This is a genomic window from Pseudoduganella sp. HUAS MS19 (assembly GCF_053615455.1).
This window is the reverse complement of the sequence record NZ_CM132133.1, coordinates 5,997,765-6,021,732: the sequence shown is the minus strand read 5'-3', so window position 1 is coordinate 6,021,732 and position 23,968 is coordinate 5,997,765. Positions and strand designations below refer to the sequence as shown.

Here is a 23,968-nt window from a genome sequence, read left to right as displayed (position 1 = left end):
GTACCCCCGCCATGAACAGCCTGTACAAATCCTCCATCAAATCCCTCCCCCTGCTGGGCCACGGTAAAGTGCGCGACAACTACGCAGTCGGCACCGACAAGATCCTGATCGTCACCACCGACCGCCTGTCCGCGTTCGACGTTGTAATGAACGAACCGATCCCCGGCAAAGGCATGGTCCTGAACCAGATGTCGGACTTCTGGTTCGAAAAACTGGGCCACATCGTTCCTAACCACCTGACCGGCGTAACGCCGGAGTCGGTCGTGGCACAAGACGAGGTAGAGCAGGTGAAAGGCCGCGCCGTTGTGGCGAAGCGCCTGAAGCCGATCCTGGTGGAAGCGGTTGTACGCGGCTACATCATCGGCTCCGGCTGGAAAGACTACCAGGCCAGCGGCAGCATCTGCGGCATCAAGCTGCCGGAAGGCCTGCAGCAAGCCGACAAGCTGCCGCAGCCGATCTTCACCCCGGCCGCCAAAGCCGACCTGGGCGAACACGACGAAAACATCTCCTTCGAAGAGATGGAAAAGAAAATCGGCGCCGAACTGGCCGCCAAGATCCGCGACGTGGCGATCAAGCTGTACACCACCGCGGCCGACTACGCCGCCACCAAGGGCATCATCATTGCCGACACCAAGTTCGAATTCGGCCTGGACGACAACGGTGTGCTGCACCTGATGGATGAAGTGCTGACCGCCGACTCCTCGCGCTTCTGGCCAGCCGACTCCTACCGTCCAGGCATCTCGCCACCTTCCTACGACAAGCAATTCGTGCGCGACTACCTGGAAACCCTGAAGGACTGGCAAAAGACTCCACCGGCACCGGCCCTGCCGGCGGAAGTGATCGAAAAGACCCAGGCCAAGTACTTCGAAGCCATCGAACGCCTGACCGGCGAAAAGCTGAAGGTATAAGCCATGTCCGAGAACAAACCACTGGTCGGCATCATCATGGGCTCGTCCTCTGACTGGGATGTGATGAAGAACGCCGTCGACATGCTGAAGCAGTTCGGCGTGCCGTATGAAGCGCAAGTGATCTCCGCCCACCGCATGCCGGACGAGATGTATGCCTACGCAAAAAGCGCGCGCGAGCGCGGCTTGCGTGCCATCATCGCTGGCGCCGGCGGCGCGGCCCACCTGCCTGGCATGGTGGCTGCGATGACCATCGTGCCGGTGCTGGGTGTGCCGGTGCCGTCCAAGTACCTGCGCGGCGAAGACTCGCTGCTGTCCATCGTACAGATGCCGAAAGGCGTGCCGGTATCGACCTTCGCCATCGGCGAAGCGGGCGCCGCCAACGCGGGCCTGACTGCCGTGGCGATCATCGCCACCACCGACGATGCGCTGGCTGCCAGGCTGGAAGAATTCCGCGCTTCGCAAACTGCGGCCGCCAAGGCCATGACTTTGCCGTTGTAAGAGTATGAGTACTGATGTGAAAAATCCTCCGGCGTGGCTGGGTGTGATGGGCGGCGGCCAGCTTGGCCGCATGTTCGCGCACGCCGCGCAGAGCATGGGCTACAGCGTAGCCGTGCTGGAGCCTGCCGCCGACTGCCCTGCGGGGCAGGCGGCGAACCGCCTGATCAGCGCCGGCTACAGCGATGCCGCCGGCCTCGATGCATTGGCTGCGCAATGCGTGGCCGTCACGACCGAGTTCGAGAACGTACCGGCCGACAGCCTGTCGCGCCTGGCGCAATCGGTTTTTGTGGCGCCGAATGCGCACGGCGTGTCCGTGGCGCAGGACCGGATCGCGGAGAAGTCCTTCTTCGTCGCCAGCGCCGCCAGGTCGGGTGTGATGCCCGCGCCGCACAAAGTCATTGCGGCCGACGCAGACATCGACGCCATCAGCGACGATCTGCTGCCTGGCATCCTGAAAACGGTCCGCATGGGCTATGACGGCAAAGGCCAGGTGCGTGTGAAGTCGCGCGACGAGGTGCGTGCCGCCTTCGAAGGCATGGGCAAGGTCACCTGCCTGCTGGAGAAGATGCTGCCGCTGGCGTATGAAGTGTCCGTGCTGACCGCACGCGGCGCCGACGGCGCCTCCGTGGTCTACCCGATCGCCGAAAACGTACACCGCGACGGCATCCTGTTCACCACCACGGTGCCGGGTCCGAATATCACCGCCGATTGCGCCGGCAAGGCGCAAGCCGCAGCGCAAGCCATCGTGGCGGAGCTGGGCTATGTGGGCGTGCTGTGCATCGAGTTCTTCGTGCTGGCCGACGGTTCGCTGGTGGTCAACGAGATGGCGCCGCGTCCGCACAACAGCGGCCACTACACCATCGACGCCTGCGTCACCAGCCAGTTCGCGCAGCAGGTGCGCGCCATGGCCGGCCTGCCGCTGGGCGACGTGCGCCAGCATTCGCCGGCTGTCATGCTGAACATCCTGGGCGACATCTGGTACGAAGGCGAGGGTGACGACGTGCGCGAACCGGCGTGGGACAAGGTACTGGCCCTGCCAGGCGCCAACCTGCACCTGTACGGCAAGGAAGAACCCCGCCGTGCCCGCAAGATGGGCCACCTGACCTTCGTCGCGCCAACCCTGGCCGAAGCGCAGCAGCATCTCAGCGCCGCCTGTGCCATCCTCGGGATCGAAGCATGACCGACGCAGCATCGCGCGCCCTTGCAGCCGCCGCAGCGGCGCCTGCCGATATCGCCGCTGCCGCAGCGGCACTGGAAGCGGGCGCACTGGTTGCATTCCCCACCGAGACCGTGTACGGCCTCGGCGCGGACGCTGAAAACCCGGCCGCCGTGGCAAGGATCTACGCCGCCAAGGGCCGCCCGCAAGACCATCCCGTGATCGTGCACGTCGCCCCCGGCGCCGACCTCGATTACTGGACCAGCGACGTACCCGATGAAGCGCGCGCCCTGGTGCGGCACTTCTGGCCCGGTCCCCTGACCCTCATCCTCAAGCGCAATGCCCACATTCCCGACGCCGTCTCCGGCGGACAGGACACGGTCGGCATCCGCTGCCCCTCTCATCCCGTCGCCATGCAATTGCTGCAGGCATTCAAGGGCGGCAAGGGCGGCGTGGCGGCGCCGTCGGCCAACAAGTTCGGCAACGTCAGCCCGACCACCGCACAGCACGTGCGCGACGAGTTCCACGACGAAGTGGGGCTGGGCAATGTCATCGATTCCGTGCTCGATGGCGGATCGAGCCAAGTTGGCATCGAATCAACCATCCTCGACATGTCGCGCCTGGCCAGCCACGGCCCGGTGCTGCTGCGTCCTGGCCACATCACTGCGCAACAGATTGCCGACGTGATTGGCACCATGCCGCGCCAGCCCGACCAGGCCGCGCCGCGCGCTTCCGGCACGCTGGAATCGCATTACGCACCGAAAGCGCCAGTGGCACTGTTGCCGACCAGCGACATCGAAAAAACCCTTGCGGAACTCAAGCTGCGGGGGCGTAGTGCCGCGCTGATCCACTACACGCCGTTTGTGTTGTCCCAACCAAATGTGGCGCTACCGGCCGAGCCAAAAGGGTATGCATATGGCGTGTATGCCGCGTTGCGCGCGATGGACCAGCAGCAGGTGGAACTGATCCTCGTGGAAGCACCGCCGAGCGACGATGCCTGGCTGGGCGTCAATGACCGCCTGCGCCGCGCCGCCTTCGGTTCGACCGGCATTATTGACCGTTTCCTGCAATCCTGAGCCTGAATCACCGGCTAGGGACGCACCGCCATTGGCCGCGGCCTGATCGAGCCAATGAAGGTATCCCATAAGAATATGGCTTCCTCGTCGGTGATTGAAGGTTTGATGCCGCCAGTTGTGTTGCCTTTAACACCGGTGTGAAGTTCGATCTGAAGCACTGGCAATAAGGGGTTCTTGGGCTCTCCATGGCTTTGGAAGGCAAACTCATGGTTTTCGCCTTCGAACTTCTGCGCTGGCTTGCGCACCAGGACTTCGTAGCCGTGCCAACCGCCAAGCTGACGGTAGCCGCTGCGCAGAAACTTAATCTGCGAGTACCACTTCCCCATACCGGACTTGATTGCAGCCTGTTTCGCATGGTTCATTCTGGGCTCCAAGGCGTCTGACTCGATGAAGATTTCCTTCTTCGTCATTTCGATTGCCATGTGGACGTCAGGGAAATCCTTCAAACGGATGCCCAATGTGACTTCTTCCAACATGTATCGAGAAGGCTCGCGCAGGAAGGCGCCATCCAGACAGATGCCTGGTTCATTCGGTATCTCATCGTTCGGCCGACGAATTAATGAGCGCGCAACGTCATTCAAGAGATCTACTGCTTTGATGTATGCGTTACCACCGCCATCGATCTCGTATTCCTGCACAAACAGGTCATCTTCAAGGCCAATGAATGATTGAACATTGTAGTCGGAGAAGCTGCCTCGCCCGACACCAAAAACGAGCTTGTGATGTTGTCCTATTCCAGGCAGTACTTTTCCCAGCATAGAGTCATTGCCTACCAAGTCTCCATGTGCATACTCGCGGTTCTCTTCGATCTTTTTGAGTGCGCGTTTCACTTCGACGTCGAGATTGGATCCCTGGCCTTCGATTCGAGATAGATAGAGCGGGACACGCGCAGGTCCGTAGACAATCGTTGCGGTTTTAGGTACATCTATCAGGAATCGGCCAAGGCAGAAGGTTCTCATCTCCGTAGTGATGTTGGCAAACCTGTTTTTGGTAGCGGTCATTTTACGGCCCTGTTTTTGCGAATTTTCGGCGGCTGAAGTATGGTTAGCCAAGAGGGGCAGCACTGTCGCAAGAAGCGCCAGTACGGATGTGGCCAGGTTATGCATGTGTCCTCCAAGTCATCGTGGCGGCAATTCTTACAATGCTGAATAAGGTTGAATGTATGGCATCTGAATTGCTGTAGCTGGCTTGGTGCTCGTATCCTGTCTGCCGAAAAATCGCCCTAAAGCGACCACTGCGAAGCTGGCGATCCGCTGATCGAATCGGGACCGTTTGATCGCCTGGTCCTTGTGATGGGCCTAACTCGGCGCTGATTCCACTTACCGATCCACCACCATTAGTTGTCTCTGCAAGAATTAGCTTTCCCTGTCTGTTATCGTCAACAATTCGATAGGCGGTACATTCCCGCGCAATATTTGGACCCTTTAAATTCCAAACAATTCTTTCCCATGATGGGCGTTTAGAATCGGCACCATAGTGCGCATAACTCTGCTCGTGGAAGGTATCGGCAAGGTCTAAATGGAACTGCTTAGCCTCTTGTAGCTTTTTGATTGTGTATGCGAGGCCGGCATTTGCACTTCCAGCAGGATTCAGCCATTCCTCGCGAAGCAGGCCAAACCACTTGTTGCCTACACAGTAAATCTCACCATAAGGGTCGCCGTTCTTTGGGAAATGCTCAAGTAGAATGCCTTGATGGCGAATCTCAAGCCACCCATTTCCATATGCACAGTTGGGAAGTAGCTGGAGTCCGCCGGGTGCATTGCCGAGAACGGCAGTGACTTCGTTACCGAAGTTGCCCAGGAATTTTGGCGCAGGATTTATTCCTAATGAGCCTTCTTCGAATCCGCAGCGCATGCGTCGATATGCAGCTGGTGCGCCGAGCGCCGGCATGACGCCATGCACAATGCCGAGTATTTTGTCTTTGATATTGCCCATCTGCGGATGAATCAAGGCACGGGCCAGTAGCCCTCCCATCGAATGGCTAACGAGAATCACCTTCTCGCATGCAAAGCCGCTTTGCTGATACTGACTTATCAGGCGCTCGATCCTTTTAGCGACGATCCGTGCTGAGTCCTCATTGGATTGCAGCCAGTTGTATCCCATGGCATGAGTGGGGAAAATGCAGCCTTTGGTGGCCGCTATGAGTTCTTCAGCACTTAGCGGCCTGACGACGGGGGGCGCTACAGCCCCCCATGTTGCAGGATTCTTACCGATAATGTCCTCCCAAAAGCCGTCAGGTTTCGGACGGTTCAGATGCTGTTCGCAGCGTTCAAGAATATGGCGGTAGCTGGTGAAAAGTACTTCGCCCCAGCCCCGTGCCCGCGCTTTTTCTTCTTTAGTTCGGCGAGGTATGCGGGTAGGCGGATCGTCGGAAAGTAGTGGCGAGTCCACCTCAAAGCGCAATGCCACCCTGATCCTGCTGTGATCTTGGCGTGTACCAGAACTTTCCTTTGCGTTACCTGTCGGAGCATTCCCGGCGTCGTAGCTATCCACCTCAGTTGTACGAGGGTCTAGTTGCAATTGGCGTCGAATGGGAGCTACCTCCAGAAACTCAGTCACTTCATTCAACCGATCCGGCCGCCAAGCGATGTTGTTTCCCTTGTTAATCTGCTGCTGTCGTTCTGAACTCAAGCGCAGATTCGATCCCATGATTCCGGGTAAGAATACGATCGGGATGACTCGCTTCGGAGGCACCCGCATGACTTGCGGTGCTTTGTCCTCTTTCGGCGTAGCATTCCCTACCGCTCGTTTGCCACCGGAAGTCAAGTCAACGGGCAACTGTGTAGCCATGACAGTTCCTTGGTCGCGGGGGAGGAGCCATCGTGACATGTCATGGCGAGGAGAATCTTGATGCGAGACAAGCCAGCGTTCACTTGGGGTGACAATGGTGTTGTCACTTAGCGACATTTAAGAAGTTGCGTTTTGGCGTCTGTGAAGGCGTCATGTGGCTCATGGCGATTTGGCGATTGCCCCGTGATTTTCGGGCGCGGCCCGTTGAGCCGGAGGAGTATGCTTATGTCATGGATGCCGCGTACTCAGCTCAAGTGGCATTCCCCACGTGAGTACGGAGGCTGAATATGTGCCGCATTCCGATAGTCGCGCCTAGTGTTGCGACCTTGCTGATCGCATTTCCGCTTTTTACTTTTGCCGCCGAATCGTCGTCCGGCGCACGCTCCATGCTGTCCGCCCCTGAACGTGGCACGCTGCTTTCGGGGCCCACATTGTCGCGCATCGAAACCGGCGTGTTCAGCACCTCCAAGCGCATCGAACCCGAAATGCTGGCCGAAGTGCTGGAAAAGGCCGGCACCGCGCTGGCCGAAGCTGCCGGCAAACCGCGCTGCACCATCACCACGTACAGCCTGCGCTACAGCACTATCGGCGGCAGTGGCGAGGCAACCGACGCCAGTACCGCATTGATCCTGCCATCGGGCAAGGACCCTGTCTGCCAGGGACCGCGCCCGGTGCTGCTGTACGCTCACGGCACCTCGACCGCCAAGGACCACAATATGGCGCGCCTGCGCGGTGAGGCCAAGCTGGTGGCTGCCTTGTTCACCGCCCAGGGCTACATTGTCGTAGCGCCCAATTACGCAGGCTACGACGGCTCTTCGCTGCCTTACCACCCCTACCTGAACGCCGAGCAGCAATCGGCCGACATGATCGATGCCTTGCGCGCCGCCCGCAGCGCGATGACGCTCCTGAAGGTCAGGCCGGGGCCGCAGCTATTCCTGGCGGGCTACTCGCAAGGCGGCCACGTCACGCTGGCCACGCAGCGCGCCATGCAGCGCGGCAGCGAATTCAAGGTCACCGCGGCGGCAGGCCTGTCCGGCCCATATGCCATGGCGCGCTTCGCCGACACGGTGTTCGGCGGCCAGCCGAATGCCGGCATCACCATTTACCTGCCGCTGATCGCCACCTCTGCCCAGCGTGCCGGCGCCGCCATCTACAATAAGCCGGAAGAGTTGTACGAACTGCAGTACGCCAGCGGCATTGAAACCCTGTTTCCGACCAAAATGACGCGCAAGGAACTGGTCAAGCAAGGCAAACTGCCCAAATCCGCCCTCTTCGCGCTCGACTCGCAGCCGCAGGGAAATGGCGCTTCCGTCTATTTCAGTAACCCGCACCTGGTGCGAACCAGTTACCGCGAGGCCTACCTGCAGGATTTGGCCCAGCATCCCTGCGACGACGGCGCTTGCACGCCTGCCCACAACCTGCGCAAATGGATGCTGAAAAACGACTTGCGCAATTACACGCCGCAAAGCCCCTTGCTGCTGTGCGGCGGCAGCAAGGACCCTTCGGTGCCCTTCTTTAACGCGACGGCGGCGGCCGAGTATTTCAGCCAGCATGGCGCGCCTCCCATCGTGGTCGACCTCGAAGAGCAGGGCGCCCAGGATGGTTTCAGCACGGCCCGCCGCAGCTTCGCCCTGATCAGCGAAGAATCCATGAAACGAGCGGAGGAAGCGGCAGCCAAGAGCGACCGCAGCGCCAAGGAGCTGCTGATGGAGAGCTATCACGCGCGCTTGGCAGGCGCGCCGTGCCTGCTGGCCGCCCGCACCTACTTCAATTCCTTGTTGCCGCAGGATGCTTCAGGAGCGCCTTGACCAGCGCCTCGCGATCGAATGGATCGTCGGCCAGTACGATGTCAGGCCGAAGCAGCGCCGGTTTACGTTTGCCTGAAGGGCGGTCGAGCACGAAGCGCGGCACCACGACTTCCAGTCCTGTATTAGGCAGCAGGTGTTCCTTTTGCGTGCCGCCGGTCTGCCGCACATAGGCGTAGCCGCCGGCGCCAACCAGCCTGGCAAAGCCGTAATCCTGCACCGTATTGCTGAACAGGATGGCGGACGAATAAGTCAGGTCGCCCACCAGGACGAAGACCTTGCCGCTGAAGTGCAGCGGATGCGCAGGCTCCGGCTGCACCCAGCTATCCACATTGCCGGTGACGATATCGCCCACTTTTTCGCCGGGGCCGGCGCGGCCCTCCAGTACTTTCTTCACATAGCTTGATCCATTGCGGAAGGGCCTATCCGCGATGTAGCGCAGGATGCCCGTCTTCCACATATCGTCGTCGCCGCCGCCGTTTTCGCGTATGTCGATCAGGAGCGTGTGTGCGCCGGCATCGCGCAAGGCGGTGAAGGCGCGTTCGGTGAATTCGTAGAAGCGCTGCTTGTCCGGCCAGGCGAACTGATTGACGGTCAGAAGGCCGACGCCGCCGGGCAGCATGCGGAACTGGAAGGTCTGTTCGAACGATTTCTCGCCCGCCACCGCCGCCGGCAGCGCCGACACGGCAGGCACGTCCAGGACCTGCCCGCCGGCCTGCAGCGTAAAGCGATCCTTGGCCCCGTAATTCTTCCAGTAGTACAGCCAGAAGCGCCGCTCCAGCAGCTTATTGCGGAAGGCAGGCGTATCGCCGTGCACCAGTGTCCCCAGCTCACTCAGGATGCGCGAGGCCGGCATGCCATCGATGGTCTCGACCTGCCGGCCGGCCAGCGTGCTGGTACCGCCACCCAGTGCATTTACGATGCGCAATCGTTGCTGGCCATCGATCATGACTTCGAAAGGGAACAGTTTGCCGCCCGTTTGCAGGTGAGCCCGTGTTTCCGCGCGCCAGTCGGGAAAAACGACGGCCAGGTGGGCATCGTTGAAAACGGAATTCATGGCGGCCAGCACGCGCCATGCTTCGTCGCGCGAAAGGGACTGGCTTAGCCTGGTGCGCGCCACCTGGAACGCGTGGTCGTAGGCTTCTCGCCCTGTGCGCAGCGCCGGTTCCGGATGCGTGTTTTCAATGGCATCGCGCATGAATTGCAGGTCTTGCTGCAGCTGCGCGGGCGTGAACCGGGCCGGATCGGCGTGGACGGGGGCGCAGCAAAGCGCGCCAAGGGCGACGAGAAGGGCAGGAATTTTCATTGCCGGAATTCTAATAAATAGAATAAAGTCCGTGCTTAAGATTTTATGTTTCCATGATTAAGGCTGGCCTTAATGCTCTCCACTGACGACCTGCGCTTTTTCTGCGTCCTGGCTGGCCAGCCTTCGCTGTCCGCTACGGCGCGCCTTCTCGATGTGACACCTTCTTCCGTCACCCAGCGCCTGCAAGCCATCGAAGACAAGCTGCGCCTCAAACTGGCCGACCGCCAGGGCCGCGGCATCGCGTTGACCGAACAAGGCCAGGTCCTGGCCGAGCGTGCGCAAGCCCTCCTGGCCGATATGGACGCCTTGCAGCTGGCGCTGCACGAACAGCGCGATGAACTGGCCGGGCGCTTGCGTGTGCTGGCGCCGATCGGGTTCGGCAGCGCATACATTGCCCCGCTGGCGGCGCGCTTCCGGACGCAGCATCCGGCACTGGCCTTCGAGCTGGAACTATCGGACCGGCCAAACCTTCGCTTGCACGAAGGCTGGGACGTGGTGATCCACATCGGCGCGATGCGTGACTCCAGCCTGCGGCAGCAAGTGCTGGCGCCAAACCGCCGCTACCTGTGCGCGGCGCCATCCTATCTCGCGCGTCACGGCAGCCCGCGCGACCTGTCGGAACTGACCAGCCACGCCTGTCTCGCCCTGCGCGAGAATGACGAAGACGCCACACGCTGGAAACTGCTGCCACCGGGCGCCAGCCAGTACCGCACCATGCGCATCGAGCCTGTCCTGGCCTGCAACGATGGCCGCGTCATCAAGCAATGGGCGCTGGATGGCCACGGCATCATGCTGCGCTCGGAATGGGACGTTGCGAGCGAGCTGCGCAGCGGAGTCCTGTGCCGGGTGTTGCCGGACCATGCGCTGCCGGAAGCCGACATCGTCGCGCTGCTGCCGGCCAATACCCGGCAGCGCCCCCAGCGCACGCGGCGTTTCCTCGATTTCCTGAAGCAGGAATTTGCCTGTCCGCCCTGGCTGGAACAGGCGTAACTTGCAATGCTGATGCGCGGCTGCTACAGTCGCCCCCCTTGATTGTGTAAGGCTGTTGTTTTTACAAATTTCTACTTGTAACGAGCAAGTCCTAGCTGGCATATTAGTTCGGCAGCGAATAGCACGTACGTTCGCAAAGCACAATAAAAACCATCCCTCTGGAGACACAATGCGTCATTTCAAACTTGCCATGACGGTCATGGCAGCGGCAGTTATTGCCGGTTGCGGCGGCAACGATCCTCGTCCAGGCGATCAGACCCCCAAGCTCAAATATTCCTCCCAGGTTTCCTTCGGCGACAGCCTGTCGGACGTGGGCACCTACAAGGTCGGCACCGTCGCCGCGATCGGCGGCGGCACCTTCACCATCAACGGCAATAGCACCGCTTCGAACCCGGCGCTGACCGGCAAGAACTGGACCGAACTGATGGCCGCGCAAGTGGGACTGCCGGCACCATGCCCGGCAATGACCGGACTGGATGGCGATGTCGCCAAAGGCTTCAGCGTGCCGGTGCAGACCAAGGCAGGCTGCTACAGCTATGCGCAGGGCGGCGCCCGCGTGACCAATCCGGTCGGCCCTGGCCACAAGGCCACCGGCAGCCCGCTGGGCGCCCTGACCGTGCCGCTGGTTACCCAGGTCAAGAACCACCTGGCAGCCGTCGGCGGCAAATTCAAAGGCGATGAAATCGTCTACGTCATGGGCGGCAACAACGATGTGCTGATCAGCCTCGAGCACCTGTCGGCCGGCGCTACCGCCGCTGGCACTGCAGCCGGCAATACCGTCTTCGCGACCAGCCTGGCCAGCCAACTGGCAGCCGGCGCTACCAACCCGGCCACCGCCGTGCAATCGATCTCGCTGGCCATCGCCACCGAAGCGGCACGTGCCGGCAGCACCAGCGCCAGCATCGTGCAGGCCGCTGTGACTGCTGCTTACACGGCCGGCAATACTGCCGCGGTCTCGGCCAGCGTGTACGAGCCGATGGTCGCCAAGGCGCAGGCCGATGCCGCCGCTGCCGGCGCCAAGGCCGGCGCCGACTACGCCGCCGCGCAAGCCCCGATCCTGGTGCAGGAGATCGCCAAGGCCGGTGCCGAGCTGGTGGCACTGGTCAAGACCCAGATCGTGGCCAACGGCGCCAATTTCGTGGTGGTGAACAATATGCCGGACATCGCCAACACCCCGTCCGGACTGGCGCAATCGGCCAGCACCCGCGCGCTGATCAACGGCATGGTCAAAGCTTTCAACGACACCTTGTCGGCCGGCCTGTCGGGCGATGCCAAGATCCTGCTGGTGGACACCTTCAGCGTCAGCCACGACCAGGCGACCAATCCCGGCCCATACGGCCTGACCAACGTCACCGACACCGCTTGCGACCTGACTCCTGCCAAGAACATCCTGGGCAACTCGCTGGGCTGCAGCGCCAGCAACCTGAAGGCCGGCGACGTCAGCCACTACTCCTATGCCGATACGGTGCACCCGACCCCGTTCCTGCACCTGCTGCTGGCACGCTATGTATCGGAAAAGATGGTAACCAAGGGCTGGCTGTAATCAAAGGACACTGGAGACACAATGACACAACGTATCAACACCGCTGTAAAGCTGCTGGCCGTGGTGGCCGCGCTGGGTGCAGCAACCGGCGCATCGGCGCAATCCAAAGGTGAATGGCTGGGCAAAGTCGGCGTCAACCGCATTTCGCCGGATGTCACTTCCGGCGACGTGACCGCGCCGTCCAAGCCAGGCATCAAGGCCGAAGTCGGTTCCGATACCAAGCCGATCTTCAGCATCGGCTACATGATCACCGACCACGTGAGCACCGAACTGATGCTGGGCGTGCCGTACAAGCACACCCTGTACGGCGCCGGCTCGATCGAAGGCACCGGCGAACTCGGTACCGCGGAAGCGCTGCCGCCGACCATCTTCCTGCAGTACCGCATGTTCGAGCCGACTGCAACCGTGCGTCCTTACATTGGCGTTGGCTACACCTATGCCTACTTCCAGAAGGAGACCGGTTCGGCCCAGTTGACCGCAGTGCTGAACACTGGTGGTCAGCCGGCAACCTACTCGCTGGACTCCAAGCACGCGGGCAGCCTGTTGATTGGCGCCACTGCCAAGCTCGGCGAGCGTTATTACGCCGACCTGAACGTGGTCAAGACCAAGCTCAAGACCAGGGCCCATTTCTCCACCGGCCAGACGCTGGACATCAAGCTCGATCCGCTGGCAGTCAGCCTGTCGGTCGGCTACCGCTTCTAAGCCAGGCTAACGCCGCAAAGCCGCCGTGAGGCGGCTTTTTTTCGTCCGGCGGATGTGCGGAGATGCAAAATTTGCACTATTATCGAGCGGTATCGCGTCCAACCGGCTATGGCTGATACGGCCCCTTGACCTCGCCCCAGCCCCACGTCGGCATCGGCTGGTCTGCATCGACCGTGGCGCCAGGCTGGGAATTGATCACGGCCAGCCGCGAGCCCCATTCCAGGTAGCCCACCAGGGCCGATCGGAATTCAGGATCGTCCGGCATGGCCTGTTCGTCGGCGCTCTCCAGCAGCAGCGCCACCCAGCGGCGGCGCTGTTGCTGTGACAAGTGGCGGTTCAGGTGCTGCCGGATCATGTGGGCGTGGCCGCCGTGCGCTTCGGAATAGGCGGTCGGCCCGCCCAGCACTTCGCCGAGGAAGGCTGCGACGTGTGCCGGATGATGGTCGCCCATATGGGCAAAGACGGGGCCGAGCAGTGCATCGGCCTTGACGTGCTGGTAGAAACGGGTGGTCAGCCGGTTCAGCGCTTCGGTGCCGCCAACCCATTCGTACAAAGTTGGAACGTGATCCTGGGGCATGGTGTCGGTCCTTTGAAGGATGGAGCGACGTCGATGCTAGCATAAAGAAAAACGGGAAGATGGAGGGGAATAGCTTGCAAGTTCGAACGATATGTTTTGCCGCCTTGCTGCCGGCATTATTCAGCCTTACCGGTTGCGCGATGTATAGCGAAACGCGGCACAAGCAGGGCGCGGCAGCCAGGGATGCCTGGAAGGCTGTCGATATCCCTGCCCAGCTCAGCGTGGCGCGCAAGAGTGAAGCCGCCCTGCTGGCTGAACAGCTCAAGACGGAGGAGGCCTTGCAGAAAGCCCGGCGCGATGCGCTGATCCGCGCCATGGTGTTTGAAGGTACGGTTGCGTCGCAACTGAAGGACCCGATCGGGAAGCAGCTGGAAGCGCTGGCCGGTTCGCCGCAAGTTGCGCTCGCCTGGGCCGCGGCCCTGAAGAAGGAGGAAAGGGCGAAGAGCAACCTGCATGATGCGGAAATCGAGTTCACGCGCGCTGGATTCGAGATGCCCGCTTGCAGCGTCTTGTCGCAACAGGCGTACGAAGATTGGGCGAAGATTCATGCCGGCGCACCGGCACACCTGCGTGCAGCCTGGACGATTGCCGTTGACGAATGCTCGGGCACCGGACTGACTGCCGGCGCCAGTTTCGAATTCAAGGGCGGTGCGCTGGCTGTCACCCAGAAGGCGGTGGCCGAAGCCAGGGCCGCGATCAGCGGCGCCAAGGCAGCCAGCCTTGCGGCGCGCAACCAGGTTTCAAAACTGTCGAAGGAATACAGCGGCGAACTGGAAAAGCTGTCCGCCGACCCCACGCGCGCGCAGGACAAGCTGAAGTCCATCGCCAGGGAACTTGGCGATGCGCTGGCAAAGCTCGAGAAGCTGCCCGACCCCGTATCGCGCCAGTTCGTGTCCGAGCAAAGGGTGAAAGCACTTGATGCGACCTTGGCTTCCCTGGCCGGGAATGTCGACAGCAGCGGCGAAAGCAGCACCACCAGCGCTGCCCTGGCCAGCCTCGCGGAATGGTTCGACCAGTCGCGCGTGGCGCTGGCCGATGCGAAGAAGCCGCGGCTGGCCGCGGCACTCCTGCTGCGCAACCTCGAACAGGCAAAGGCGGATGCCGCTGCCAAGGACGCGCAATTGCAGGCGATGGAATTGCAATTGCTCGAGTCCAAAATGACCTGGCAACTCGAGCAGCTACGCTCGCTGAGCTATGGCCATCAAGCATTGCAGTCGGTGAGCGCAGACATGGCCGCGATGCAGGTACGGGCGGCGCTGGCGCCGGTCGAAACGGCGAAAGCCGCCAGCGGCAAAGCCTTTGAAGACAAGACCAAGGTCTGGAAGAGCGCGGCCTCCTATCTCGACGCCAACGGCCGCCTGGCTGCGGAGGTGAACAAGACCGATATCCAGCGCAATGCACTGGACCATGAACGCGCCATCACCTATGCGGAAGGCAATATCGCGCAGTGGAATGTGCTGATCTCATCGACCATCAATCAGCTCGCGGACTATGGCGAAGCCGGCGTGCGCAAGGAAGACATCGCAAGCCTGGTGAACGCAATTGCACTGCTGTTTATCGCGAAGGGAGTTCAATAATGCGTATGCTCCTGATGTGCGCCGCGCTGGCGCTGGGCGGATGCTCCACACCCAAGCCTGCCATGGAACAGGCGCACCATGGCGTCGGCCTGGTCGCCCAGCTCGAATCTTCGCTAACGGAATTCAGGCGGGTTGAACGCAACTCACTGAACGCACGGGCCGAGTCCTTGCTTGCCCAGCGCAAGGCCATCGCCTTCATCGACCGCGAGAAGCAGCGCGACCTGCAAGCGCGCGTTGCCGCGGGCGACAAGCTGTCGTCAACCCTGATCGACAAGCTGGTCGCAAATACCGAAGGCCTGGCGTTAAGCCAGGCCGAGTACTCGGACACGAATGCCCGGAACGAGGCCGCGGTTGCCGCCTTGCTGGCGCCGATCCCGGATACCCGCGCCGCCACCTCGGCCGTCCAGGCGAAGCTGGCGGCAATGGGGGAGGAGCTCGGCTGGGATATCCGGCGCAGTGAACTGAAGGCCTTCATCAAGGCTGTGAAAGACAGCGTAGAAGAAGGCAAGAAGAAAATTGAAGAAGCAGAAAAGAAAGCCAATGAGTAATGGAGACCAAGATGGCATCCCTCACCGAACAATACATGCTGGACTACTTCGATTCCCTGCGGCGCCTTAAAGCCAAGCAGAACGAGTTCGAAGACGCAGCCTCCGATCCCGGCAGCACCGATGGCGCACGCGCCGCAGCCGCGGCGGCTTACCTCGACATGGCCAATATGATTGCGCGCTTCCGCCAGGCGCATGAAGCGTTCATGCACCGTTTCGGTCCGGTGTCGACCGAAGCGCCGACGCAGAAGATCGTGGATGAATCGAGCCGCCTGCACAAGGCACTTGGCGAAATCATCGCCAAGGCGGACAAGCAGGTTGCGCTGATGAACGCGCTGTCGGATTTCGTGGACCGCTGGCAGAAGCTTTCAACCGACGGCAAGAAGGGCGCCGCGAAAGAGAAGACCACCGCAGCGACAAACCTCAACTTCCTGACCCAGCCAATGTAAGCGCAAACAACAAAAAAATGGGGACGTACCCCATTTTTTTATTGGAAGGCCTGGATGCCGGTCATCGCACGGCCCAGGATCAGGGCGTGGATGTCGTGCGTGCCTTCGTAGGTGTTGACCACTTCCAGGTTCACCATGTGGCGGATGATGCCGAACTCGTCGGAGATGCCGTTACCGCCCAGCATGTCGCGCGCCACGCGGGCAATGTCCAGCGACTTGCCGCAGGAGTTGCGCTTCATGATCGAGGTGATTTCGACGGCGGCCGTGCCTTCGTCCTTCATGCGGCCCAGGCGCAGGCAGCCTTGCAGGCCGAGCGTGATTTCGGTCTGCATGTCGGCCAGTTTCTTCTGCACCAGCTGGTTCGCTGCCAGCGGACGGCCGAACTGCTGGCGGTCCAGGGTGTACTGGCGGGCGGTGTGCCAGCAGGCTTCCGCCGCACCCAGCGCGCCCCAGGCGATACCGTAGCGGGCCGAGTTCAGGCAGGTGAACGGGCCTTTCAGGCCACGCACGTCCGGGAAGGCGTTTTCTTCCGGGCAGAACACTTCGTCCATCACGATTTCGCCGGTGATCGAAGCGCGCAGGCCGAACTTGCCGTGGATGGCAGGAGCGCTCAGGCCCTTCATGCCTTTTTCCAGTACGAAACCGCGGATCGCGCCTTCGTCATCCTTCGCCCACACGACGAACACGTCGGCTACCGGCGAGTTGGTGATCCACATCTTGGAGCCGGTCAGGGAGTAGCCGCCTGGCACTTTCTTGGCGCGGGTGATCATCGAGCCCGGGTCGGAGCCGTGGTTAGGCTCGGTCAGGCCGAAGCAGCCGATCCATTCGCCGGTAGCCAGCTTTGGCAGGTACTTCTGTTTCTGTGCTTCGGTACCGAACTCATAGATCGGCACCATCACCAGCGAGGACTGCACCGACATCATCGAGCGGTAGCCGGAATCGACACGTTCCACTTCGCGTGCGATCAGGCCATAGGCCACGTAGTTCAGGCCCGGGCCGCCGTACTGTTCAGGAATGGTCGGGCCCAGCAGGCCCAGTTCGCCCATCTCGCGGAAGATGGAAGTGTCCATCTGCTCGTGGCGGAAGGCTTCCAGGATGCGCGGTTGCAGCTTGTCCTGGCAGTAAGCCGCGGCGGCGTCGCGCACCATGCGCTCGTCGTCGGTAAGCTGGTCGTTCAGCAGCAGGGGATCGTCCCAGTGGAATGCGGCTTTGCTCATATGCTTCCTGTCTCTCTTTGTTTATAAAAAATCAATCATTTCGACAGGTCCCGGAACTTTCCGCCGTGGAAAACCAGCGGCGCGTTCCCCGCGAACTCGCAATGCTCGACCTCGCCCACGAAAATCACGTGGTCGCCCTCCGGGTAGCGGCTACGGTTGTGGCATTCAAACCACGCCGTGCAGCCCTTCAGGATAGGCTGGCCGGTGCGCGACAACTCGAATTCGACCGTGCCGAACGGGTCTTCGGTACGGGTCGAAAACAGCTTGGCCAAATGGGCCTGGTCGGCGCCCAGCACATTGATCACATAGTGCGAGTTACCGCTGAAAATGGGCAGGCTGTTGGCGCCGGTGCCCAGGCTCCACAGCACCAATGGCGGGTCGAGCGAGACGGAATTGAAGGAACTGGCCGTCAAGCCACGGAAACTGCCATCAGCGAGCCGCGTGGTAATCACGGTCACACCCGTGGCAAATTGCGACAGTGCCTGGCGAAAATGCACACTGTCGAACTCGCGCGAGGAGGCGCGTGGGGAGCTGGTATTCATGCGGGACCTGTTTGTTTCAAAGAGATTATGCCAAAGAACGATAGTCTAACCTTTGGCGAAAGCGACGGGGATTTTAGCTAAGGCGGCACTTTTCGAGCAGTGCGCGCCGATTTGCGCTACAGTAATACTTCCGGTACGTGAGGAGGGCGATATGGCTGAAGTAGCAATCCTGGGCGGTGGATGCTTTTGGTGCACCGAAGCGGTGTACCTGGAGGCGAAAGGTGTCACCAAGGTCGAATCCGGCTACATGGGCGGCGCGCAGCCGCATCCCACGTATGAACAGGTGTGTACCGGCGAAACCGGCCACGCCGAGGTGGTGCGGATGGAATTTGACCCGTCCCAGATCAGCTACCGCGACCTGCTGGTCATCTTCTTCACGATTCACGACCCAACTACCCTGAACCGCCAGGGCAATGACGTCGGCACCCAGTATCGCTCGGTGATCTTCTACCAGGACGCCGAACAGGAGGCCACGGCGCGACAGGTCATCGCCGAGATGGCCCACGTCTGGGATGCCCCGATCGTCACCGAACTGGCGCCGGCGGCGCCGTTCTACAAGGCCGAGGACTACCACCAGAACTATTTCGCCCAGCATCCGCTGCAAGGCTATTGCGCCTTCGTGGTAGCGCCCAAGGTGTCCAAGTTCCGCAAGATGTACGCTGAAAAGCTCAAATAATCTCGTGGGCGCACGCTTCGCTGACGGCGGATTCAGCCCTGCGCAAGGCGCTGAGCCTGTTCGTCAGGAGCGAGTGTTGCGCCGTTCCCGCTGCGAACCTGGTTTGAGCTTGTGCCGTTTTCCCGATCATTGATGCAAGGCTTTGCCGGGCGGCTTTCAGTTCGCCTGGCGCGAACCGGGCGAGGGCATCCTGATCCTCATCCATCAAGGCGGACGCGATTTGCAAGGCCTTGAGGTTGGCACCGAGCATGGCGTGCTGCCATGTCCCTGCCGCCACCTTCTGCTGCGCCTTTTCCGATTTGCTGATCAGAGAAAGGATAGGCTTCAGCGCTTCCGCTTTTCCTTGCATCTTAATCCCTTGGCCGATGGCCGGTACCTTCGCCGGGCGTAATGAACAGCACCTTGGCGCTTCGCGCGACGTTTGCCGTGTGCCAGGTGCCGCGCGGGACGAGCAGGAATTGGCCGGGCTGGTCCAGCGTGAGCGTGCGCTCGCCGTCGCTCGTTTCCAGCACGAATTCGAGCGCGCCTGCGATCAGCACGACGACTTCCTCGCCGGCAGGGTGCTGTTCCCAGCTGGTCCAGTCTTCGCTGAAGTCGTAAGTCGATACCAGCCGCCCTGGGCCGAGGTGGGCGAAACCACCGGAAGTCAGCTTTTGCCAGAACGATTCGTTGACTTCGAGTGGGACCGAACTTCCCCCAGGCCCCAGGTGCAAGTAGGTTTCAAGAGCATTGAATGGTCCAACAGTTGTCACCATGGCGCTTGCTCCTTCAACGATGGAATCACATCCCGGAAATCGGACCGCAATACAAGGCGGTCCGGCAGACTACCAGCTGCGCAGCGCCAAAGCCGGCGCAACACGCAACGAAGGTCATCGCGAAAGCAGTCGCGGGCCTGAGGCCAATGCGTCGTGCATACAAGGCCGCGACGACCGCTGCCACGGCAAGGCCGGGCAGCGAGAACAGATGGCCGAGACCCAGCAAGCCCTCCGGCCGGGACAGCGAGGCCTGCCAAGCCCAATAGCCGAGGAAAGTCGCGGTCAACGCAGTTGCGGCGCCCAGCGTAGATAAAGGTGGTGCCTTGGTGATCTGGACCAGGCCAACCAGTGCGCACCAGGCAAGCACGTAATACCAGGGCCCCAGATAAGCGGGATCACCAAAGATGAAAACTGCCGTAAGCAGCGCCGCCCCCAGGCCCAGTGCCAGCACGATGTCGAGAATGCGTGTCAATTTGACTCCGATGCAAGCAAGAGCGCGCGAACCTGTTTATATTCATCGAGGCGCGCAAGGTCCTTCTCCGTTGGATTGGCGATGCGGCTAAGGTCCATATTTTCTGCATTGTCCGCAAGCTTGACGACGCGCGCAATCGGATTCGATGCAGCGCGCGCCGCAGCCTGCAGCCGGGTTTCCCCTGGACGCTTGGTGAGCGCCTCGATGGCGGCGAGGACTTCGGCCGGAAAGCCCGACTTGCTTAACTGCGCCAGCGTGATGGGGGTGTCTTCAACCACGTCATGCAGCACCGCTGCCATGCGCTCGTAGTCGCTTGAGACGCGAAGCATCACGCGCAAGGGATGAAGGATGTAAGGCTGCCCAGCCTTGTCAACTTGGCCTGCATGAGCCGCAGCAGCGATTTCAATTGCTCGTTCTAGTGTAGCCATGGTTACTGCATTACTCCCCAGGATTCGCAAACGCCGCCGTACGGCGCCGCCAGTTCGGAAACCGAGCGCTGGACGGACATCACGAGTTCGTAACTCACTTTTGCCGTGACCACGAATGAAACGTATCCACGATATTCGTCCGGCTCGTGAACTTCGACTTGTGCGTAGCGTTGGGCTAATGCTGAAATCAGTTCGCCGGAAGGTGGCCAATCATCAAAGTCGACGTTGAAGTCGATGCTGGCTGGCGTCGCAAAATCGAAGCCATCAGCATGCATTCGTCGAAACACATCGCCATCGGCATCTGCCGGCCAGTCTTGCTCAAGTGTATGGTTATCATCCATTTTTCGTTCTCATTTTGCTGTAACAGTTGCCGGAAATCCGAACCAGCTCATCGTCGGCCTGGCATTCGGAGACCTGGTCAAACCAAAACTCAATTTGGCTGCTACCGTCCCAAGTCAGCGTCCCAAGCAGGTCGCGCAGTAGATAGCCTCCCACGACAAGTTCCAGAAGAGGCGGGATTTCAACTACGCGCGCCAATTCAGGGTAACCGGCAAGGGCAAGATCATCCTGTGGGCCTCCGCAGATTTCATCATCTCGTTTCGACTCTTCAACCCAAGCGGCATATGCTGGCTCCAGGAACTCGATCACTTCGTTTTTACCAATCACGAACAAGAAGTTGTGCCGAACCATCCTTGTCCGCGCAGAGCTCAAGCTCATCTCTGGCACCGAAAAGCGGCACGGTGCAATAGGTTCTTTATCGACAAATAGTGAGAGAACAGGATTCATGCGTAGTTAGCCGCCCGCGCCCATCACGCGGTTGAAGTACACAGTCGGATGGCCGGCGCGCAGCCGGTATAACTGCGCCGGGCGATTGCTGCCGTGGCGCTGCTTACCCGGAATCTCCTCGAGAAAGTCGCCTTCCTTGATCCGCTTCCGGAAAGCGCTCTTTTCCACCGCACGTCCGAGGATGGTTTCATACACGCGCTGCAGATCGGAGAGGGTAAACTCAGCCGCCAGCAAATGCACGGGTATCGAGGTGTATTCAACCTTGTTTCGTAAGCGCTGCAAGGCCACGTCGAGAATCGTTGAATGGTCAAAAGCCAGCGCATCCTTTGCAGTCAGGCCTTCCACCGGATGCCAGCTGGCTGCGTCACTGCCGGAGCCGTGGCGCAACTCCACGCCGTCCGAACCGATCAGGGCAAAGTAGGCAAAGGTCGCAGACCAGCCGCGCGGGTCGCGGGTGGCGCTGCCGAAGCCTTGCAATTGCTCCAGGTAGGGCGCCTCAACGCCGGTTTTTTCGCGCAGCTTGCGCAAAGCCGTCGCATCCAGATCCTTGTCGCGATGAACGTCGACGAAACCGCCGGGCAGCGCCCACCGTCCTTTGTGCGGATGTTCGCCGCGCCGCACCAGCAGCACATGCAGGGCCTGCTCGCGAATGGTGAAGATGACGAGATCGACGCTGGTGAGCGGAACGTCAAAGTCGTGGATGTTGTACTTCCGCAGGAATTCCTGTTCTGTTTCGCCGCCGCTCATGGGAGTCCTCTTCTGTTAAGCAGCCATTCTACCCGCCTTAGTGATAAATAAAAATAACTTAGTGCAAAACATAACTAAGTTAGTGTACTATGTGCACTAACATAAGGCGAAGGCGACATCATGCATGCGGAACAACTTGGACTTGGCATTTTCACGGTGGACCAGTTCCTCAACGAAGACGAATGCCGCCACTACGTCGAAATGGGTGAGCAGATGGGCTATCAACCGTCTGAGGTGAACTTGCGCACGGGTTCAGTGCGCCGCGAGGATATTCGCAACAACGACCGGGTGATCTTCGACGACCCATGCCTGGCAGAACTGCTGTTTGCGCGCGCGGCACCGCTGCTGCCGGCGTTCATTGGCGAATGGCGCCTGCACGGCCTGAACGAGCGCTTTCGCTTCTATCGCTACGGCCGGGGCGAGTACTTCAAATGGCACAAGGACGGCTCGTTCGAGAAGTCGCCGGACGAGGTAAGCCTGCTGACTTTCCTGATCTACCTGAATGCCGGCTTCGAGGGCGGCGACACCCAGTTCAGGTGGGAGACCGTGCATCCACGAGAAGGAATGCTGCTGGTTTTCCCTCATAACCAGTCGCACCAGGGCGCGGAGATTACTGCGGGGACCAAATATGTATTGAGGTCGGACGTGATGTACGAAAGGTGCAATTAAGTGAACTGCTAGGATGTGGAAGACTCGCCACCTGTTGTCAGGCGTTCGACGCAACCTGACACCCGCAAATCAGCTGAAAGTCAGCGCACGAAATATCGGGCCGGGCCGGAATCGTGGCTATACGGGGCGCAGCTGTTCTGCAAGGCTGCGCGTTTTGGCTGTCATTTCGGTGCCGGTATGCAGTGTCGACTTGCGTTCGATTAGCATGAGATGGCACTCTTCAACGGCGACCGGATTGTGCCTGACGCCTTTGGGAACTACAAAAGTCTCGCCTTCATGAAGCACGACCGTTCTGTCTTCCATCTCAATGGTTAATGAGCCTTTGAGAATATAAAAGAGCTCGTCCTCGTTATCATGGCTGTGCCATGCGAGCGAACCCTGGACCTTGGCTACTTTGACGAACGAATCTTCAAATTCTGCCACCACGCGCGGCGACCAGTGCTCGGTAAGGCCAGCTGCAATCTGCTTCGGAGAGACGACATCGGTCATAGAAGTACCTCAATGAGGGAAGTGCTGATTGAACTTCAACATATTGCAGAAGAGCGCCCCTTGTTCGATCGCGTCATCCAATGCCACGTGCGTGTGCGGTAGCTTGTCGAACCATTCCTTCGGCATGTTGCGCTTTGTGCTGTCCCGATAGCCGGTCTTGAGGACGGCCATCGCATAGGTTTTCATGTCCAGCGCCGAATGGCTGAACGGGCTTTCGCCAACGAACCGCATGAGGTACCAGTAAATGAACAGGAAGTCGAAGCCAGCTGGATATGCGACAAACACCGGCTTGCCCTTGAGTCCTTTGATCCAATTCACGTAGGCATGCATCGCCGCCGCTGGCGCCTGCAGGTCCGTTCTGCAGGCGGCCCATGCTTGCGGTTGCGTCGCCCACCATTCGGCAGTCTTCGGGTGTGGGGCCGCGCCCTCCAATGTTTCAAGGTTCGCCGAGAAGGTTGAAATCAGCTTCTTATCCGCAGTGTATGCAGCGGAGCCGAAGCTGAGCATCGAGTGCGGCCCGGGAATCGGTCCGTCCGTTTCGACGTCTGTACTGATGTAGATCTCGTTCAAGGATTAAAGCCTCGCTTCAATCGCACCGGCGAAGGCTTCGACGGTTGGTGGCGGACCATCGCCAAAATTTTTGTGTTCCTCATCATCCCACTCGCAAAGGACTGTCCCGATCGTGCCGTCCAGGTTCACTCCGTGCTCAAGGGTGAAATAGCGGAAGCTTCCTTTGCTTTCAGCGGCTGCATCTTTGGGGAAGTCTGTGAGGATGACTCCGACCATGTGCGCCTCGGCCGCCGCGATCGGATCGGGCATCTTCAGGAGTATTGCCGGCGCATCCTTAACGCGAAAGGTACTGACTTCCAGTTGGCCCGGGTCGAATTCGGTGATTGGACGTCCGACCTGCTTGGCGGTCATCTCCCAAAGCCAGGCCACGAAGTCTTTCTGCTCGGGCGATGCGACCAAGGCAAAGAACCGCAGCGGATCTTGCGCACAAACTTCTTTCACCAGGATGTGAGCGAAGACGTAGTGATGATCCCGGGGATCGACGGGAGTAGCCTTGGATGTCTTGTTGCGGTTCCAGAACATGCTATTTCAAAAGGTTGCTAGTTAACGTTCTTGCAAATGGTAGCACGCCGCTTGTGCACGCCTCTGTCGGCTTCTGGCGACGCGCCAATCGAACATCGCTTGAGGCAACTCATCAATTCCGAAATACTCCTCCATTGCAGTAGTTGCACAGTTTCGACCTTCAACAACCTTCC

At 60.3% G+C, this 23,968-nt stretch carries 29 protein-coding genes; 13 read left to right on the top strand and 16 right to left on the bottom strand.

Annotation, left to right across the window (positions count from 1 at the left end; all coding sequences use genetic code 11):
* The first annotated feature begins 11 nt into the window (after positions 1 to 11).
* The 4 genes from ACWBU6_RS27585 to ACWBU6_RS27570 are packed head-to-tail and all read left to right on the top strand — an operon-like array spanning position 12 to position 3,638.
* Positions 12 to 908 (top strand): phosphoribosylaminoimidazolesuccinocarboxamide synthase, encoded by an 897-nt coding sequence (locus ACWBU6_RS27585; RefSeq protein WP_452646517.1) that lies wholly within the window; start codon positions 12 to 14, stop codon positions 906 to 908.
* Between the two features lie 3 nt (positions 909 to 911).
* Positions 912 to 1,406 (top strand): 5-(carboxyamino)imidazole ribonucleotide mutase, encoded by a 495-nt coding sequence (gene purE / locus ACWBU6_RS27580; RefSeq protein ID WP_452646516.1) that lies wholly within the window; start codon positions 912 to 914, stop codon positions 1,404 to 1,406.
* 16 nt (positions 1,407 to 1,422) lie between these two features.
* Entirely contained in the window at positions 1,423 to 2,586 is a 1,164-nt protein-coding gene (locus ACWBU6_RS27575) for a 5-(carboxyamino)imidazole ribonucleotide synthase (protein WP_452646515.1), read from the top strand.
* Complete coding sequence (locus tag ACWBU6_RS27570; RefSeq protein ID WP_452646514.1) at positions 2,583 to 3,638, top strand: L-threonylcarbamoyladenylate synthase; 1,056 nt, start codon at positions 2,583 to 2,585, stop codon at positions 3,636 to 3,638. The genes ACWBU6_RS27575 and ACWBU6_RS27570 overlap by 4 nt, the downstream gene beginning before the upstream one ends.
* Before the next feature lie 14 nt (positions 3,639 to 3,652).
* Here ACWBU6_RS27570 and ACWBU6_RS27565 read toward each other — a convergent pair whose 3' ends face one another.
* Both ACWBU6_RS27565 and ACWBU6_RS27560 read right to left on the bottom strand, forming a co-directional pair.
* Positions 3,653 to 4,744: a T6SS immunity protein Tli4 family protein gene (locus ACWBU6_RS27565; protein WP_452646513.1), complete on the bottom strand. Its 1,092-nt coding sequence runs from the start codon at positions 4,742 to 4,744 to the stop codon at positions 3,653 to 3,655.
* A complete protein-coding gene (locus tag ACWBU6_RS27560; RefSeq protein ID WP_452646512.1) occupies positions 4,737 to 6,428 on the bottom strand; it encodes an esterase/lipase family protein in 1,692 nt (563 codons plus the stop codon). The genes ACWBU6_RS27565 and ACWBU6_RS27560 overlap by 8 nt, the downstream gene beginning before the upstream one ends.
* Positions 6,429 to 6,754: 326 nt before the next feature.
* On the opposite strand from ACWBU6_RS27560, the gene ACWBU6_RS27555 reads away from it, so the two are divergent.
* Positions 6,755 to 8,236, top strand: coding sequence for an alpha/beta hydrolase family protein (locus ACWBU6_RS27555; RefSeq protein ID WP_452646511.1), 1,482 nt, complete (start codon positions 6,755 to 6,757; stop codon positions 8,234 to 8,236).
* Here the strand turns inward: ACWBU6_RS27555 and ACWBU6_RS27550 are convergent.
* Positions 8,196 to 9,539 carry a S41 family peptidase gene (locus tag ACWBU6_RS27550; RefSeq protein ID WP_452646510.1) on the bottom strand — a complete coding sequence of 448 codons (1,344 nt, stop codon included), beginning with the start codon at positions 9,537 to 9,539 and terminating at the stop codon, positions 8,196 to 8,198. The two genes, ACWBU6_RS27555 and ACWBU6_RS27550, sit on opposite strands and share 41 nt — an antisense overlap.
* A gap of 72 nt (positions 9,540 to 9,611) precedes the next feature.
* Between ACWBU6_RS27550 and ACWBU6_RS27545 the strand changes: the two genes are divergently transcribed.
* The 3 genes from ACWBU6_RS27545 (at position 9,612) to ACWBU6_RS27535 (ending at position 12,774) form a co-directional block, all read left to right on the top strand.
* On the top strand, positions 9,612 to 10,529 hold the full coding sequence (locus ACWBU6_RS27545; protein WP_452646509.1) for a LysR substrate-binding domain-containing protein: 918 nt from the start codon (positions 9,612 to 9,614) through the stop codon (positions 10,527 to 10,529).
* Between the two features lie 169 nt (positions 10,530 to 10,698).
* On the top strand, positions 10,699 to 12,072 hold the full coding sequence (locus ACWBU6_RS27540; RefSeq protein WP_452646508.1) for an SGNH/GDSL hydrolase family protein: 1,374 nt from the start codon (positions 10,699 to 10,701) through the stop codon (positions 12,070 to 12,072).
* A 21-nt stretch (positions 12,073 to 12,093) separates the two neighbouring features.
* Complete coding sequence (locus ACWBU6_RS27535) at positions 12,094 to 12,774, top strand: OmpW/AlkL family protein (protein ID WP_452646507.1); 681 nt, start codon at positions 12,094 to 12,096, stop codon at positions 12,772 to 12,774.
* Between the two features lie 106 nt (positions 12,775 to 12,880).
* On the opposite strand, the gene ACWBU6_RS27530 is transcribed toward ACWBU6_RS27535, so the two are convergent.
* Positions 12,881 to 13,351, bottom strand: a complete 471-nt coding sequence (locus ACWBU6_RS27530; protein WP_452646506.1) for a group II truncated hemoglobin — start codon at positions 13,349 to 13,351, stop codon at positions 12,881 to 12,883.
* Between the two features lie 140 nt (positions 13,352 to 13,491).
* On the opposite strand from ACWBU6_RS27530, the gene ACWBU6_RS27525 reads away from it, so the two are divergent.
* From ACWBU6_RS27525 to ACWBU6_RS27515, 3 genes are read left to right on the top strand one after another with little or no spacing between them, the layout of a single operon-like run.
* Complete coding sequence (locus tag ACWBU6_RS27525) at positions 13,492 to 14,928, top strand: hypothetical protein (RefSeq protein ID WP_452646505.1); 1,437 nt, start codon at positions 13,492 to 13,494, stop codon at positions 14,926 to 14,928.
* Complete coding sequence (locus ACWBU6_RS27520; RefSeq protein WP_452646504.1) at positions 14,928 to 15,476, top strand: hypothetical protein; 549 nt, start codon at positions 14,928 to 14,930, stop codon at positions 15,474 to 15,476. Before ACWBU6_RS27525 ends, ACWBU6_RS27520 begins: the two co-directional genes overlap by 1 nt.
* A gap of 11 nt (positions 15,477 to 15,487) precedes the next feature.
* Entirely contained in the window at positions 15,488 to 15,922 is a 435-nt protein-coding gene (locus ACWBU6_RS27515; RefSeq protein ID WP_452646503.1) for a hypothetical protein, read from the top strand.
* Positions 15,923 to 15,960: 38 nt separating this feature from the next.
* Here ACWBU6_RS27515 and ACWBU6_RS27510 read toward each other — a convergent pair whose 3' ends face one another.
* Positions 15,961 to 17,139 (bottom strand): acyl-CoA dehydrogenase, encoded by a 1,179-nt coding sequence (locus ACWBU6_RS27510; protein WP_055933847.1) that lies wholly within the window; start codon positions 17,137 to 17,139, stop codon positions 15,961 to 15,963.
* A gap of 35 nt (positions 17,140 to 17,174) precedes the next feature.
* Positions 17,175 to 17,681, bottom strand: coding sequence for a flavin reductase family protein (locus tag ACWBU6_RS27505; protein ID WP_452646502.1), 507 nt, complete (start codon positions 17,679 to 17,681; stop codon positions 17,175 to 17,177).
* Positions 17,682 to 17,832: 151 nt separating this feature from the next.
* Between ACWBU6_RS27505 and msrA the strand changes: the two genes are divergently transcribed.
* On the top strand, positions 17,833 to 18,357 hold the full coding sequence (gene msrA, locus ACWBU6_RS27500; protein ID WP_452646501.1) for a peptide-methionine (S)-S-oxide reductase MsrA: 525 nt from the start codon (positions 17,833 to 17,835) through the stop codon (positions 18,355 to 18,357).
* Here the strand turns inward: msrA and ACWBU6_RS27495 are convergent.
* Genes ACWBU6_RS27495 through ACWBU6_RS27465 form a run of 7 tightly spaced genes read right to left on the bottom strand, consistent with a single transcriptional unit; the run spans position 18,350 to position 21,545 of the window.
* Positions 18,350 to 18,706 carry a hypothetical protein gene (locus tag ACWBU6_RS27495; RefSeq protein ID WP_452646500.1) on the bottom strand — a complete coding sequence of 119 codons (357 nt, stop codon included), beginning with the start codon at positions 18,704 to 18,706 and terminating at the stop codon, positions 18,350 to 18,352. The two genes, msrA and ACWBU6_RS27495, sit on opposite strands and share 8 nt — an antisense overlap.
* 1 nt (position 18,707) lies before the next feature.
* Positions 18,708 to 19,112 (bottom strand): cupin domain-containing protein, encoded by a 405-nt coding sequence (locus tag ACWBU6_RS27490; RefSeq protein ID WP_452646499.1) that lies wholly within the window; start codon positions 19,110 to 19,112, stop codon positions 18,708 to 18,710.
* Between the two features lie 25 nt (positions 19,113 to 19,137).
* On the bottom strand, positions 19,138 to 19,584 hold the full coding sequence (locus ACWBU6_RS27485) for a hypothetical protein (protein WP_452646498.1): 447 nt from the start codon (positions 19,582 to 19,584) through the stop codon (positions 19,138 to 19,140).
* Positions 19,581 to 20,012 carry an HD domain-containing protein gene (locus tag ACWBU6_RS27480; protein ID WP_452646497.1) on the bottom strand — a complete coding sequence of 144 codons (432 nt, stop codon included), beginning with the start codon at positions 20,010 to 20,012 and terminating at the stop codon, positions 19,581 to 19,583. Before ACWBU6_RS27480 ends, ACWBU6_RS27485 begins: the two co-directional genes overlap by 4 nt.
* Before the next feature lie 2 nt (positions 20,013 to 20,014).
* Positions 20,015 to 20,353, bottom strand: coding sequence for a ribonuclease E inhibitor RraB (locus tag ACWBU6_RS27475; protein WP_452646496.1), 339 nt, complete (start codon positions 20,351 to 20,353; stop codon positions 20,015 to 20,017).
* Positions 20,346 to 20,798: a hypothetical protein gene (locus ACWBU6_RS27470; protein WP_452646495.1), complete on the bottom strand. Its 453-nt coding sequence runs from the start codon at positions 20,796 to 20,798 to the stop codon at positions 20,346 to 20,348. The genes ACWBU6_RS27475 and ACWBU6_RS27470 overlap by 8 nt, the downstream gene beginning before the upstream one ends.
* A 6-nt stretch (positions 20,799 to 20,804) precedes the next feature.
* A complete protein-coding gene (locus ACWBU6_RS27465; protein WP_452646494.1) occupies positions 20,805 to 21,545 on the bottom strand; it encodes an NUDIX hydrolase in 741 nt (246 codons plus the stop codon).
* Positions 21,546 to 21,665: 120 nt separating this feature from the next.
* On the opposite strand from ACWBU6_RS27465, the gene ACWBU6_RS27460 reads away from it, so the two are divergent.
* Entirely contained in the window at positions 21,666 to 22,214 is a 549-nt protein-coding gene (locus tag ACWBU6_RS27460) for a 2OG-Fe(II) oxygenase (RefSeq protein ID WP_452646493.1), read from the top strand.
* 117 nt (positions 22,215 to 22,331) lie between these two features.
* Here ACWBU6_RS27460 and ACWBU6_RS27455 read toward each other — a convergent pair whose 3' ends face one another.
* From ACWBU6_RS27455 to ACWBU6_RS27445, 3 genes are read right to left on the bottom strand one after another with little or no spacing between them, the layout of a single operon-like run.
* Positions 22,332 to 22,703, bottom strand: a complete 372-nt coding sequence (locus tag ACWBU6_RS27455; protein WP_452646492.1) for a cupin domain-containing protein — start codon at positions 22,701 to 22,703, stop codon at positions 22,332 to 22,334.
* 9 nt (positions 22,704 to 22,712) lie between these two features.
* Positions 22,713 to 23,273 (bottom strand): exonuclease, encoded by a 561-nt coding sequence (locus ACWBU6_RS27450; protein ID WP_452646491.1) that lies wholly within the window; start codon positions 23,271 to 23,273, stop codon positions 22,713 to 22,715.
* Positions 23,274 to 23,276: 3 nt separating this feature from the next.
* Entirely contained in the window at positions 23,277 to 23,795 is a 519-nt protein-coding gene (locus ACWBU6_RS27445; protein WP_452646490.1) for a hypothetical protein, read from the bottom strand.
* Positions 23,796 to 23,968: the final 173 nt, after the last annotated feature.